Origin of the sequence: Pseudomonas lini (assembly GCF_964063345.1) — a bacterium.
Taxonomy (GTDB): Bacteria; Pseudomonadota; Gammaproteobacteria; order Pseudomonadales; family Pseudomonadaceae; genus Aquipseudomonas; species Aquipseudomonas lini_B.
In genome coordinates this window covers 4,579,722-4,592,714 of sequence record NZ_OZ061318.1, presented here as the reverse complement: position 1 = coordinate 4,592,714, position 12,993 = coordinate 4,579,722, and the positions used below count along the sequence as shown (strand labels likewise).

General features: G+C 59.4%; 13 protein-coding genes. 12 read left to right on the top strand and 1 reads right to left on the bottom strand.

All coding sequences use genetic code 11. From position 1 onward, the window contains the following. The first annotated feature begins 50 nt into the window (after nt 1–50). From AB3226_RS20725 to AB3226_RS20710, 4 genes are all read left to right on the top strand, one after another. Complete coding sequence (locus tag AB3226_RS20725) at nt 51–548, top strand: DUF6231 family protein (RefSeq protein ID WP_367374409.1); 498 nt, start codon at nt 51–53, stop codon at nt 546–548. Nucleotides 549–552: 4 nt separating this feature from the next. Next, nucleotides 553–1,029, top strand: coding sequence for a YchJ family protein (locus tag AB3226_RS20720; RefSeq protein ID WP_367374408.1), 477 nt, complete (start codon nt 553–555; stop codon nt 1,027–1,029). Between the two features lie 114 nt (nt 1,030–1,143). After that, entirely contained in the window at nt 1,144–1,635 is a 492-nt protein-coding gene (locus tag AB3226_RS20715; RefSeq protein ID WP_367374407.1) for an LEA type 2 family protein, read from the top strand. A 5-nt stretch (nt 1,636–1,640) separates the two neighbouring features. Next, nucleotides 1,641–1,850 (top strand): SEC-C metal-binding domain-containing protein, encoded by a 210-nt coding sequence (locus tag AB3226_RS20710; RefSeq protein ID WP_007906737.1) that lies wholly within the window; start codon nt 1,641–1,643, stop codon nt 1,848–1,850. A 178-nt stretch (nt 1,851–2,028) separates the two neighbouring features. On the opposite strand, the gene AB3226_RS20705 is transcribed toward AB3226_RS20710, so the two are convergent. Further along, the gene (locus tag AB3226_RS20705; protein ID WP_367374406.1) at nt 2,029–2,586 is read right to left on the bottom strand and encodes a cysteine hydrolase family protein; all 558 of its coding nucleotides are present in this window, start codon (nt 2,584–2,586) and stop codon (nt 2,029–2,031) included. A 385-nt stretch (nt 2,587–2,971) separates the two neighbouring features. Here AB3226_RS20705 and AB3226_RS20700 point away from each other — a divergent pair, with 385 nt between their 5' ends. The 8 genes from AB3226_RS20700 (at nt 2,972) to AB3226_RS20665 (ending at nt 12,979) form a co-directional block, all read left to right on the top strand. Further along, nucleotides 2,972–5,422, top strand: coding sequence for a penicillin acylase family protein (locus AB3226_RS20700; protein WP_367374405.1), 2,451 nt, complete (start codon nt 2,972–2,974; stop codon nt 5,420–5,422). Nucleotides 5,423–5,764: 342 nt separating this feature from the next. Continuing rightward, nucleotides 5,765–6,796: a ligase-associated DNA damage response exonuclease gene (locus AB3226_RS20695; protein ID WP_367374404.1), complete on the top strand. Its 1,032-nt coding sequence runs from the start codon at nt 5,765–5,767 to the stop codon at nt 6,794–6,796. After that, the gene (locus AB3226_RS20690; RefSeq protein WP_367374403.1) at nt 6,793–8,481 is read left to right on the top strand and encodes an ATP-dependent DNA ligase; all 1,689 of its coding nucleotides are present in this window, start codon (nt 6,793–6,795) and stop codon (nt 8,479–8,481) included. The genes AB3226_RS20695 and AB3226_RS20690 overlap by 4 nt, the downstream gene beginning before the upstream one ends. 314 nt (nt 8,482–8,795) lie before the next feature. Next, on the top strand, nt 8,796–9,578 hold the full coding sequence (locus AB3226_RS20685; RefSeq protein WP_367374402.1) for a transporter substrate-binding domain-containing protein: 783 nt from the start codon (nt 8,796–8,798) through the stop codon (nt 9,576–9,578). Between the two features lie 56 nt (nt 9,579–9,634). Continuing rightward, on the top strand, nt 9,635–10,363 hold the full coding sequence (locus AB3226_RS20680) for an ABC transporter permease (RefSeq protein ID WP_367374401.1): 729 nt from the start codon (nt 9,635–9,637) through the stop codon (nt 10,361–10,363). Then, complete coding sequence (locus AB3226_RS20675; RefSeq protein ID WP_367374400.1) at nt 10,360–11,070, top strand: ABC transporter permease; 711 nt, start codon at nt 10,360–10,362, stop codon at nt 11,068–11,070. The genes AB3226_RS20680 and AB3226_RS20675 overlap by 4 nt, the downstream gene beginning before the upstream one ends. A 12-nt stretch (nt 11,071–11,082) precedes the next feature. Beyond that, nucleotides 11,083–12,201, top strand: coding sequence for a succinylglutamate desuccinylase/aspartoacylase family protein (locus AB3226_RS20670; protein ID WP_367374399.1), 1,119 nt, complete (start codon nt 11,083–11,085; stop codon nt 12,199–12,201). A gap of 13 nt (nt 12,202–12,214) precedes the next feature. Next, nucleotides 12,215–12,979, top strand: a complete 765-nt coding sequence (locus tag AB3226_RS20665; protein WP_253553416.1) for an ABC transporter ATP-binding protein — start codon at nt 12,215–12,217, stop codon at nt 12,977–12,979. The last annotated feature ends 14 nt before the right edge of the window (nt 12,980–12,993 follow it).

Genomic DNA, 12,993 nt, shown 5'->3' with positions numbered 1-12,993 from the left:
GCTCGGACGTCTGGGCAGGCTAGTCTTGGCGATCTGATTGAGGATCTTCGATGATTGCAGGTATCTCTTCGCGCACGCCCCAACAGGCGTTGGCCGCTTTGCTTGATCGTTACGCCCCCGCGCGACTGTTGCTGATTGGCGCCAGCGAATTCCCCGCGCTCGAAGCGTTCAAAACCGCGCACCCGGATAGCATCGTCGCCTTTGCGACGCCCGGGCCATTGCCGGCCGAGCTGGCGGCGCAACGGTTTGATCTGGCGCTGGTGGTCGATTGTCTCGAACATTTGCCCAAGCGCGACGGCCTCAATCTGCTCGGAGGCATACGCAACCTCAATGCCAGTCGCATTGCGGTGCTGGCCGACTTGCCGGCCAGCGGTTGGCAGGAGACGGACTTTTTTTCCCTGGCGCTGCAAGCCAGTGAACGCTTCCAGCGCGACGATCAAGTGCTGACCCTGTTTACCTATGATCTGCTTGACTATAAACAGGTGCCCGACTGGCTCAACTCGCGCTTCTGGGCCAACCCGGAAAACTTCGGGAAATATTGGTGGTAACGCAATGAGTACATCTATTTGCCCTTGCGGCAGCGGCACGTTGCTCGATGCCTGCTGCGGCCATTACCACGCCGGCCACCCCGCCCCCAGCGCCGAAGTCTTGATGCGTTCGCGCTACAGCGCCTATGTATTGGGGCTGATCGACTATCTGGTGACGACCACCCTGCCCGCACAACAGGCCGGCCTGGATCGCCAGTCGATCAGCGACTGGAGCGCCCAAAGCACCTGGCTGGGTCTGGAGGTGGAAAGCGCCGAGGTCTTTGGCGGACAACCGGAGCACGCTTTCGTCACTTTCACCGCTCGCTGGCACGACAGCAGCGGCGAACACAGTCACCGCGAACGTTCGTCATTCGTGCAGAACGCCGGCCGCTGGTATTTCATCGACCCTACCGTGTCACTCAAGGCGGGACGCAATGACGCGTGCCCGTGCGCCAGCGGGCAGAAGTTCAAGAAGTGTTGCGCGAGTTATTTCGGCGCTTGAGTTGACCAACAGTAAAAAGATCGCAGCCTTGGGCAGCGTCCACAGGCGCGTAGGAGCTGCCGAAGGCTGCGATCTTTTTAAGGCTAGACTGGGTCTCAAGGGAGATACCTCACCATGACCCGTCAACGGCGCGCATTACAGCTGCTCACCCTGCTCCTGTTTCTGGGGCTCGGCGGTTGTGCATCGTGGTTCGACTTCGACAACGACCTCCCGGAGCCGCAAGTGCACTTGGTCAAGGTCGAGGTGGTACGGGCCAAATTGCTGGAGCAGAAGTTCCTGCTGCACTTTCGCGTCGACAATCCCAATGACCAAGACCTGACGGTGCGCGCCCTGGAATATCGCATTCACCTCGGGGACATCCTGCTGACCGAAGGCGAGCACGAACATTGGTTCACGATCGGCCCCAAGCGCAGTGCCTATTTCAAGGTACCGATTCGCACCAACCTGTGGCCGAAAGTCCGGGATCTGGTGAAATTGCTGAAAAAACCCGACCAACCCATTCCCTATCGTCTGGAAGGTGAACTGGAAACCGGTTTATTCATCGCGCACTACGTGCACCTGGCGCGCAATGGCGTGATAATCGCCGCCGATTTAATTCCGGAGTGACCCCGATGACCCAGCAACCTCATGTCCATGGCCCTGACTGCAACCACGATCATGACCATCACGACCACCATGATCACGACCATGGCCATGTCCACGGTCCGAACTGCGGCCACGCCCACCAGGAACCGGTGCGTAACGCCCTGAAAGACGTCGGCCGCAACGACCCTTGCCCATGCGGCAACGGCAAGAAATTCAAGAAGTGCCACGGCGCTTGATGCTTCGGGCGGATATCATTTTCGCCTGTTGAATCGCCTTCGCGAGCAAGCCCGCTCCCACAGGGATCTTTTGTGAACCACAAAATTGTGAACACCACCGATCAACTGTGGGAGCAACTGTCTTGATGGTCTTTATTTTGAAGGCATATTGATAGACAGCCGAACTCCCACAGGTTTTTTAGTCGGCCTGCAGAATTTTTGCGGTACTGACGACCGTCGCATATTCGCCATGCAAATTACCCAGCGACATCGCATGCACTTCCTCGGCTGAATGGGCATTACCGAAAAAGTCCGCCTTGTCGAAGGTAAAGCACGCATCCTGCGCAACCCACGTTTCAAACCCCAGATTCCCGGCCGTTCGCGCCGTCGACTCCACCGAGTTGTGGGTCGCCACACCCACGATGATCAACTGATCGATCCCCGCCTCGCGCAAACGTGCCTCCAGCCCCGTCGAACAAAAGGCATCCGGCACCTGCTTCTGAATCAGCCACTCACCCATCGATGGTTGAAAACGCTCCTGAAACTCCACCCCCGATTGCTGTGGCCAGAACACCGAATCCTCTGAGCGGGACAGATGCTGCACATGAATCACCGGCCGCCCGGTTCGGCGCCAATGCTCCAGCAATTCCAGGATGCGCTCTTCGGCTTGAGGGTTGTTTCGACGACCCAGTTTGGGATGCAGGATGCCTTTTTGTTGATCGATGATGATCAGCGCCGCGTCTGTCTTGAGCTCCATGCCGACTTCTCTCCTGCTGGGGCATTGAATTTCCCGCACTTCAGCATCACCTCTTCCTACTGGCAAGCCATCAAACGCAAACAGGACGACCTGATGCTCGCGGTCGCTGTCCGTACCTGACGATGCCTCTTGATTTGGAGCACTTCATTAATCCGCCTAAACCCTGAGGCCCTGCACTCTGATCGTTCCCATGCTCCGCGTGGGAATGCTTCAACGGACGCTCCGCGTTCGGCTCTGGATGTGACGCAGAGCGTCACGGGCTGCATTCCCACGCAGAGCGTGGGAACGATCAATAAAGAAATAACCCCGCCGCCGCTTGCGCGACCATCTCCTGCTCACTAACGTAGCGCCTTTATCGCGTCACTACCCCCGCAGGAGCTTTGCCATGGCCTCGCCAGCCCTTACATATTTTCTTCCCCGGTTCGGCGTTGCCGCAGCAGTGGCCAGTGTTTTGAGCCTGACTGGTTGTCAGACCTGGAACACCCAGGACACCCTCCCGCCAGCCTCCGGCGTGCAACCGCTCAAAGGCTTGGCGCAGAACGTTTCGGTTCGGCGCAATTCCATGGGCATGCCGCTGATAGAGAGCAACAGCTTCCACGATGCGCTGTTCACCCTCGGCTACGTGCATGCCAGCGACCGCATCAGCCAAATGGTCACTCTGCGTTTGCTCGCCCAGGGCCGTCTGGCGGAGATGTCCGGTTCGGATCTGCTCGATGCCGACCGCTACATGCGTGCAGTCAATCTGAAGAAAAACGCGGGTGAGCTGTACAAGGCCTCCTCGCCACGCCTCAAGCGTTTCTTCGAAGTCTATGCCCGTGGGGTCAACGCCTACCTGTTCCGCTATCGCGACAAACTGCCTGCGGACCTTGCGGCCACCGGCTACAAGCCTGAGTACTGGAAACCGGAAGATTCGGCGCTGATTTTCTGCCTGCTGAATTTCAGTCAATCGGCGAACCTGCCGGAAGAAATTTCCTCATTGATGCTGGCCCAGACGGTCAGTACCGACAAGCTGGCGTGGCTTGCGCCGTCCGCCCCTGACGAAAAACTGCCGGTCGCTGAAGCCGAAAAACTTCAGGGCATCAAACTCAACGGGCAAATCCCGGGGCTGAGCGAAATCAGCAAGGCTACCGCTCGCCTATCGGATCTGAACCTGTTGGGCGCCACGTCTTCGAACAACTGGGCGATCGCCCCGCAACGCAGCCGCAGCGGTAAAAGCTTGTTGGCCAGCGATAGCCATGGGCCGCTGGGCGTGCCGTCGCTGTTCAGTTACGTGCAGATTCGCGCGCCGAAATACCAGGCCTCCGGCGTGACCATTGCCGGGTTACCCATGGTACTCGGTGGTTTCAACGGCAAAGTGGCGTGGAGCATGACCACGGTCATGGGCGACAACCAGGACCTGTTCCTGGAAAAAATCAAACGTCAGGGAAACGGCCTTTCCTACGAAGTGGGCGGCAAATGGCAGCCGGCGATCGTGCGCAACGAAACCTACTTCGTCAAAGGCCAGCGGCCGATTCGCGAAGCGGTGTACGAAACCCGCCACGGGCCGCTGCTCAATAGCGCCCAAGGCAGCGCACTGGCGAATGGTTTCGGCCTGGCCTTGCAGACGCCGAACTTCACCGACGACAAAACCCTGGACGCCTTTTTCGACCTGTCCCGAGCGCAAAGCGTCGAGAAGGCCTCGGACGCCAGCCGTGAAATACGCGCCATCGCCCTGAATCTGGTGTTTGCCGATGCCAGCAATATCGGCTGGCAAGTCACCGGGCGCTACCCGAACCGTCGCGAAGGCGAAGGCTTGCTGCCGTCGCCGGGCTGGGAAGGTCGCTACGACTGGGACGGTTACGCCGACCCGATGCTCCATCCGTATGACCAGGACCCGGCTCAAGGCTGGCTCGGCACCGCCAACCAGCGGGTCATTCCCCATGGCTATGGCATGCAGCTGTCCAATTCCTGGTCGGCGCCGGAGCGCGGTGAACGCATGGCCGAACTGGCGGGCGTGGGCAAACACGACACGCGTAGCCTGATCGCCATGCAATACGACCAGACCACCACCTTCGCTGCCAAGCTGAAGAAGGTGTTTGAAGCGCCGGGCATGGCTCAGCCGCTCAAACAGGCCATTGAAGCGCTGCCGGAGGCTGATCGCGCCAAGGCTCGCGAGGCTTACACGCGCTTGATGGCTTTCGACGGAAAACTCAGCCCGACCTCCGCCGACGCGGCGATCTACGAGTTGTTCCTGCAGGAAAGCACTCAGCAGATTTTCCTCGACGAACTCGGCCCGGAAAGCAGCCCGGCGTGGAAAGCCTTTATCGGCAACGGCAAGTTGTCCTACGCAGCTCAGGCCGATCATCTGCTGAGCCGTGAGGACAGTCCGTTCTGGGATGACCTGCGCACTGCGCAGAAAGAAGACAAACCGACGATTCTCGCCCGTAGCCTGGCGGCCGCGATCAGCGCGGGTGACAGCCAGTTGGGTGGCGATCACAAAGCCTGGCAGTGGGGCAAACTGCATCGCTACGAGTGGAAGAACGCCAGCGGTCAGACCGTGCGCGGTCCGTTGGCAGCCGGCGGCGACCACACCACACTCAACACCGCCGCGTTCACCTGGGGTCAGGACTTCAACACCACGCTGGCGCCGGCCATGCGCTTTATCGTCGATTTCGGCCAGGCCGAACCGCTGATGGGCCAGAACGGTACCGGCCAATCCGGCAACCCGGCCAGCCCGCACTATCTCGACAGCGTCGATCCATGGCTCAAGGGGCAATACATGAGCCTGCCGATGCAGCCGCAGAACTTTGACAAGGTGTACGGCAAGACGCGGTTGACGCTGACGCCTGGCAAGTAACCTCGAGTGGGACCGGACCTGCTCGCGAAAGCATGCTGCCGGTCCCATTGATGCTGAAAATCCATTGTGGCGAGGGAGCTTGCTCCCGCTCGGCTGCGAAGCAGTCGCAAAACAGACGCCGGTGTTCTACCTGGATTCCCTTGGCGGCAGATTCGGGGCCGCTGCGCGCCCCAACGGGAGCAAGCTCCCTCGCCACAAGTGCGATGTTCCTCTCTAAAAACCTTCACTGGCCTGCTCGCGAAAGCGGCCTGATTAACGCCTCCATTCTTCCTCGAAAATAAATAGAACTTCTCGCTTCGCGAAAACCTCCTAGCTAACAGGCCTCTCCATTTGGGTAACAATATGGACCTTGTTATCGCTCGTCCTGAAGGTTTGTACTGCCCGCCCGGTGATTTCTATATCGACCCATGGCAGCCGGTCGAACGCTCGGTAATCACCCACGCCCACAGCGACCATGCTCGCCGTGGCAATCAACATTATCTGGCGGCGGCACCGGGTGCAGGCATTCTGCGCGCGCGTCTGGGCCAGGACATCAACCTGCAAACGCTGCCCTATGGCGAGCCATTGTTGCACCGAGGGGTAAAACTGAGTTTTCACCCCGCGGGCCACGTGCTCGGCTCGGCCCAAGTGCGTTTGGAATATGGCGGGGAAGTCTGGGTCGCCTCGGGGGATTACAAAACCGAACCCGACGGCACCTGTGCGCCGTTCGAACCGGTGCGTTGCCACACGTTCATCACGGAATCGACGTTCGGCCTGCCGATTTACCGCTGGCAACCCCAGGCGCAGGTCTTTGCCGAGATCAATCAGTGGTGGCAGACCAACGCCGCAGCCGACAAAACCAGCGTGCTGTTCTGCTATTCCTTCGGCAAGGCTCAGCGGATTCTCCACGGCATCGATGCCAGCCTCGGCCCCATTCTGGTACATGGCGCGGTTGAACCCATCAATCGGATTTATCGCGAGAGCGGCATTTACTTACCGCCAACGATCTATTCCGGCGAAGTAAAAAAACATGACCCGATGATGCGCAAGGCCTTGGTCCTCGCGCCCCCTTCTGCGGGTGCCAGCCCTTGGGTACGGCGTTTCGGTGACTACAGCGATGGCTTCGCCAGCGGTTGGATGCGCTTGCGCGGTACACGGCGGCGGCGCGGCGTGGACCGCGGTTTCGTGCTGTCCGATCATGCCGACTGGCCCGGCCTGCTGTGGGCCATCGAACAAACCGCAGCCGAACGCGTGATCGTTACCCACGGTTCGATCGGGGTGCTGGTGCGCCATCTGCGCGAACAAGGCCTCGATGCCATGAGTTTCAGCACCGAATATGGCGATGATGAAGACACCGCAGTCCTCGAATCGGAGCGCGCCGAGGTGCTGGCATGAAAGCCTTCGCCGACTTGTATGCCGAACTCGATGCCACCACCTCGAGCAACGCCAAACTGACGGCGATGCAGAACTATTTCGCCCAAGCCGCGCCCGAAGATGCCGCCTGGGCGGTGTACTTTCTGTCCGGTGGTCGACCTCGGCAATTGGTGCCGGTACGAATGCTGCGGGAAATGGCTACAGCGTTTTCCGGGCTCTCGCCCTGGTTGTTCGAAGAAAGTTATCAGGCCGTCGGTGATCTGGCGGAAACCATCTCGCTGGTGTTGCCCGAAACGCACCACACCTCTACCGACGGGCTGGCGGTGTGGATTGAAAACAAACTGCTGCCGCTGCGTAATGCGCCTCCGCTGACCCTCGCCGAATGCTTGCCTGCCCTGTGGGCGCAACTGGATCGCCAGAGTCTGATGCTGTGCATCAAATTGATCACTGGCAGTTTGCGTGTCGGTGTCTCCAAATTGCTGGTCACCCGCGCGCTGGCGGCGATGGCCGGGCTCGACAGCAAGCGCGTGGCCCAGCGGCTGGTGGGTTATACCGATCTATCCAACCGCCCAAGCGCCGCCAGTTACCTGAAGCTGATCGCCCCCGAATCACCCAATGAGCATGCCCAACGGGGTGGCCAGCCGTACCCGTTTTTCCTCGCCCATGCATTGTCGCATCCGGTCGAGCAGTTCGAAGCCGTGCTCGGCCCGGCCAGTCAATGGCAAGTGGAATGGAAGTGGGACGGCATCCGCGCTCAAGTGGTCAAGCGCGATGGACGCTTGTGGATCTGGTCGCGAGGTGAAGAGCTGATGAGCGAACGCTTCCCCGAACTGGAGAGCCTGGTTCGTGACCTACCCGATGGCACGGTGATCGACGGTGAAATTGTCGCCTGGAAAGCCGTGCAACCGGGCATTGAGGACGCTTTCGACGCGCAATCGCCATCGTCACCTTCTGTGCTGCCTTTCGCCCTGTTGCAACAACGGATCGGCCGCAAAATGCTGAGCAAAAAAATTCTCGATGAGGTGCCCGTGGTCATCCAGGCCTATGACCTGCTGGAATGGCAGGGTGAGGATTGGCGCAACCGGACTCAAGCCACGCGCCGCGCTCAGCTGGAACAACTCATCAATTCCTGCGCAAACCCGGTGTTACTGAGCTCGCCCGTGCTGACCGGTGAAGACTGGTTCGACCTCGCCCGCCAACGAGAGGCCTCTCGCAAATTGGGCGTCGAAGGCATGATGCTCAAGGCCCGCGATGCGCTGTATGGCGTCGGGCGGACCAAGGACATGGGTGTGTGGTGGAAATGGAAAGTCGACCCGTTCAGCGTTGATGCAGTGCTGGTCCATGCCCAGCAAGGCCATGGCCGCCGGGCCAGTCTCTACACCGATTACACCTTCGCTGTGTGGGACGGCCCGCCCTCTGCCCGCGAGCGAACGCTGGTGCCTTTCGCCAAGGCCTACTCCGGATTGACTGACGAAGAAATGCGTCAGGTCGATAGCATCGTGCGCAAGACCACGGTGGAAAAATTCGGAGCGGTCAGTAGTGTGAAGCCGACTTTGGTATTTGAGCTGGGGTTCGAAGGTATCGCCCTGTCGAAACGGCACAAGAGCGGGATTGCGGTGCGGTTTCCGAGGATGCTGCGTTGGCGGCACGACAAATCGGTGGAGGAAGCTGACAGCATGGCGACGTTGCAGGATTTGTTGGGCTAACCCCACCTCTGTGGCGAGGGAGCTTGCTCCCGTTCGACTGCGTAGCAGTCGCAAATCTGACAACAGCGGGACCGCTTCGCGATCCAACGGGAGCAAGCTCCCTCGCCACAGGTGTCAATCCGAACCGAATCGGTGCAGCAAATAATGCGCGCCCGTTTTCGTGCATAGATCGCGCTTTGCCACTTCTTGTATTACCTTTTAAACGCTTGTTCGGGACTCTGGTTCGGAAATTGCTACTTTTAATAGGTCTTACGCTTTCCAGTAACAGTACTTCTGCGCCACAAGCGCTCATATTGGTTCTTAGGGATTGAATAATGAAAAAAGCATTGCTGACCCTTTCTGCACTGGCGTTGTGCATGGCTGCCGGCTCCGCGCTGGCCAAGGAATACAAAGAATTGCGTTTTGGCGTTGACCCTTCCTACGCGCCGTTCGAGTCCAAAGCAGCCGACGGCAGCCTGGTAGGCTTCGACATCGATCTGGGCAATGCGATCTGCGCCGAGCTGAAGGTCAAGTGCAAATGGGTCGAAAGCGATTTCGACGGTATGATTCCGGGCTTGAAAGCCAATAAATTCGACGGTGTGATCTCATCGATGACCGTCACCCCGGCCCGCGAAAAAGTCATCGACTTCTCCAGCGAGCTGTTCTCCGGCCCCACCGCTTACGTGTTCAAGAAAGGTTCCGGCCTGAGCGAAGACGTCGCTTCGTTGAAGGGCAAAACCGTCGGTTACGAGCAAGGCACCATTCAGGAAGCCTACGCCAAGGCCGTGCTGGACAAAGCCGGCGTGAAAACCCAGGCCTATCAGAACCAGGATCAGGTGTATTCCGACCTGACTTCCGGCCGTCTCGACGCAGCCATCCAGGACATGTTGCAAGCCGAGCTGGGCTTCCTGAAGTCGCCAAAAGGCGCCGATTACGAAGTCAGCAAGCCAGTCGACAGCGAATTGCTGCCCGCTAAAACAGCGATCGGTATCTCGAAAGGTAACAAAGACCTCAAGGCACTTTTGGATAAAGGTATCAAAGCGTTACACGACGATGGCACCTACGCCACCATTCAGAAGAAACACTTTGGCGATCTGAATCTGTACAGCGGCAAATAATGCCCGGCGCCCATCTCGCGATGGGCGCTTTTTTCACCCGATCAGGTTGCTGATTTATGTTCGAAAACCTCTTACAAAACCTGGGGCTCTCAGCCTTCAGCCTCCAGGGCTTCGGCCCGTTGCTGATGGAAGGCACCTGGATGACCATCAAATTATCGGTGTTGTCGCTGTTGGTGGCCGTGTTGCTCGGCCTGCTGGGCGCCAGTGCCAAGCTGTCAAAAGTCAAACTGCTGCGGGTACCGGCCCAGCTCTACACCACGCTGATTCGCGGGGTGCCGGACCTGGTGTTGATGCTGCTGATTTTCTACAGCCTGCAAACCTGGCTGACCTCGTTTACCGATTTCATGGAATGGGAATACATCGAGATCAACCCGTTCAGCGCCGGGGTCATCACCCTGGGCTTCATTTATGGCGCGTATTTCACCGAAACCTTCCGTGGCGCGATCCTCGCCGTACCGCGGGGCCAGGTCGAAGCCGCCACCGCCTATGGCCTCAAACGCGGTCAGCGTTTTCGTATCGTGGTGTTCCCGCAAATGATGCGCTTCGCCTTGCCCGGCATTGGCAACAACTGGATGGTGATGCTCAAGGCCACTGCGCTGGTTTCGATCATCGGCCTCGCCGATCTGGTCAAGGCTGCGCAGGACGCCGGTAAAAGCACTTATCAACTGTTCTACTTCCTGGTGCTTGCCGCATTGATTTACCTGCTGATCACCAGTGCGTCCAATTTTGTCCTGCGCTGGCTCGAACGCCGCTACGCCGCCGGTTCCCGGGAGGCGGTACGATGATCGAACTCTTGCAGGAATACTGGAAACCCTTCCTTTATACCGACGGCTACAACATCACTGGCCTGGCCATGACCATGTGGCTGCTCAGCGCGTCGATCTTCATCGGTTTTCTGGTGTCGATCCCGCTGTCCATCGCCAGGGTTTCGCCCAAGGTCTACGTCCGCTGGCCGGTGCAGTTTTACACCTATCTGTTTCGGGGCACGCCGCTCTACATTCAGCTGCTGATTTGTTACACCGGCATCTACAGCCTGGCCGCCGTGCGTGCTCAGCCAGTCCTCGATGCGTTTTTTCGCGATGCGATGAACTGCACGATCCTGGCTTTCGCCCTGAACACTTGCGCCTATACCACGGAGATCTTCGCCGGGGCGATTCGCAGCATGGCCCACGGTGAAGTCGAAGCGGCCAAGGCCTACGGCCTGTCAGGCTGGAAGCTCTATGCCTACATCATCATGCCGTCGGCCCTGCGTCGCTCGTTGCCTTATTACAGCAACGAAGTGATTCTGATGCTGCATTCGACGACCGTGGCGTTCACCGCGACCATCCCGGATGTATTGAAAGTCGCTCGCGACGCGAACTCTGCGACCTTCCTGACCTTCCAGTCGTTCGGCATCGCCGCGCTGATCTACCTGACCGTTACCTTTGCGCTGGTCGGCCTGTTCCGTCTCGCCGAACGCCGATGGCTGGCCTTCCTCGGGCCGACTCACTAGGACAACTCGTACATGCGCCACCAGATTCATGACCTGCTGGCCCCACTGCCGGGGACCGTGCGACAGATTCACAGCTTCCACTTCGGCCCGCCGTCGGCCAAAGGCAAGATTTACATTCAGTCCTCCCTGCATGCCGATGAACTGCCCGGCATGTTGGTGGCCTGGCACCTCAAGCAACGTCTGGCGGAGCTGGAAGCCGCCGGCCGGCTGCGCAGCGAAATCGTGCTGGTGCCCGTGGCCAACCCGGTCGGCCTGGAACAAGTGTTGATGGACGTTCCACTGGGCCGCTACGAGCTGGAAAGCGGGCAGAACTTCAATCGCTGGTTCGTCGATTTGAGTGAAGAAGTCGGCAACGAGATCGAAGGCCTGCTCGGCGACGATCCGCAACATAACCTCGAACTGATCCGCGACAGCCTGCGCAAGGCGTTGGCGCGGCAGACCGCAGCCACGCAACTGCAATCCCAGCGCTTGACCCTGCAACGGCTGGCCTGTGATGCGGACATGGTGCTGGACCTGCATTGCGATTTCGAAGCCGTGGCGCACCTTTACACCACGCCCGAGGCTTGGCCGCAGGTCGAGCCGCTGGCGCGCTACATCGGTTCCGAAGCCAGCCTGCTGGCCACCGACTCTGGCGGCCAGTCGTTTGATGAATGCTTCACCCTGCTCTGGTGGCAGTTGAAAGAGCGTTTCGGCGAGCATTTCGAGATTCCGCTGGGCAGTTTTTCGGTGACCGTCGAATTGCGCGGCCAGGGCGACGTCAATCACCCGCTGGCCAGCCTCGATTGCCAGGCGCTGATCGATTATCTGATTCATTTCGGCGCGATTGCCGGTGAGCCGGCGCCATTACCCGAACTGCCCTACCCGGCCACACCGTTGGCCGGCGTCGAACCGGTGGCGACGTCGGTGGGTGGGCTGCTGGTGTTCACCGCCCTGCCCGGGGAATACCTGGAGGCCGGGCAACTGATCGCCGAAGTGATCGACCCGATCAATGATCGTGTCACCCCTGTTCATTGCACCGCCGCCGGGCTGATGTACGCCCGTTCGTTGCGGCGCATGGCCACTGCCGGCATGGTGATCGCCCACGTCGCGGGCACCGAAGCCTATCGCAGCGGCTACCTACTTTCGCCTTGAGGATGCATGCCCCATGTACAAACTGACCATTGAAGGCCTGCATAAAAGCTATGGCGATCATCAGGTGCTCAAAGGCGTTTCGCTCAAGGCCAAAACCGGCGACGTCATCAGCCTGATCGGCGCCAGCGGCTCAGGTAAAAGCACCTTTTTGCGCTGCATCAACTTTCTCGAACAGCCCAATGACGGCGCCATGACCATGGACGGCCAGCCGATCCGCATGATCCATGACCGTCATGGAATGCGCGTCGCCGATGAGGATGAATTGCAGCGAATCCGCACGCGCCTGGCCATGGTGTTCCAGCACTTCAACCTGTGGAGCCATATGACGGTGTTGGAAAACATCACCATGGCCCCGCGCCGGGTGCTCGGTTGCAGCAAGAAAGAGGCCGAAGACCGTGCCCGACGTTACCTCGACAAGGTAGGGCTGGCGGCACGCGTGGCGGATCAATACCCGGCGTTCCTTTCAGGCGGCCAGCAACAACGGGTAGCCATTGCCCGAGCGCTGGCCATGGAACCGGAAGTCATGCTGTTCGACGAACCGACCTCGGCGCTCGACCCGGAGCTGGTGGGCGAAGTGCTCAAAGTCATCCAGGGCCTGGCCGAAGAAGGCCGGACCATGATCATGGTCACCCACGAAATGAGCTTCGCCCGCAAGGTGTCGAGCCAGGTGCTGTTTCTGCACCAGGGATTGGTGGAAGAAGAAGGTGCGCCGGAGGATGTATTGGGCAATCCGAAGAGCGAGCGACTCAAGCAGTTCCTCAGCGGCAACCTCAAGTAACCCACCGTCCTGTA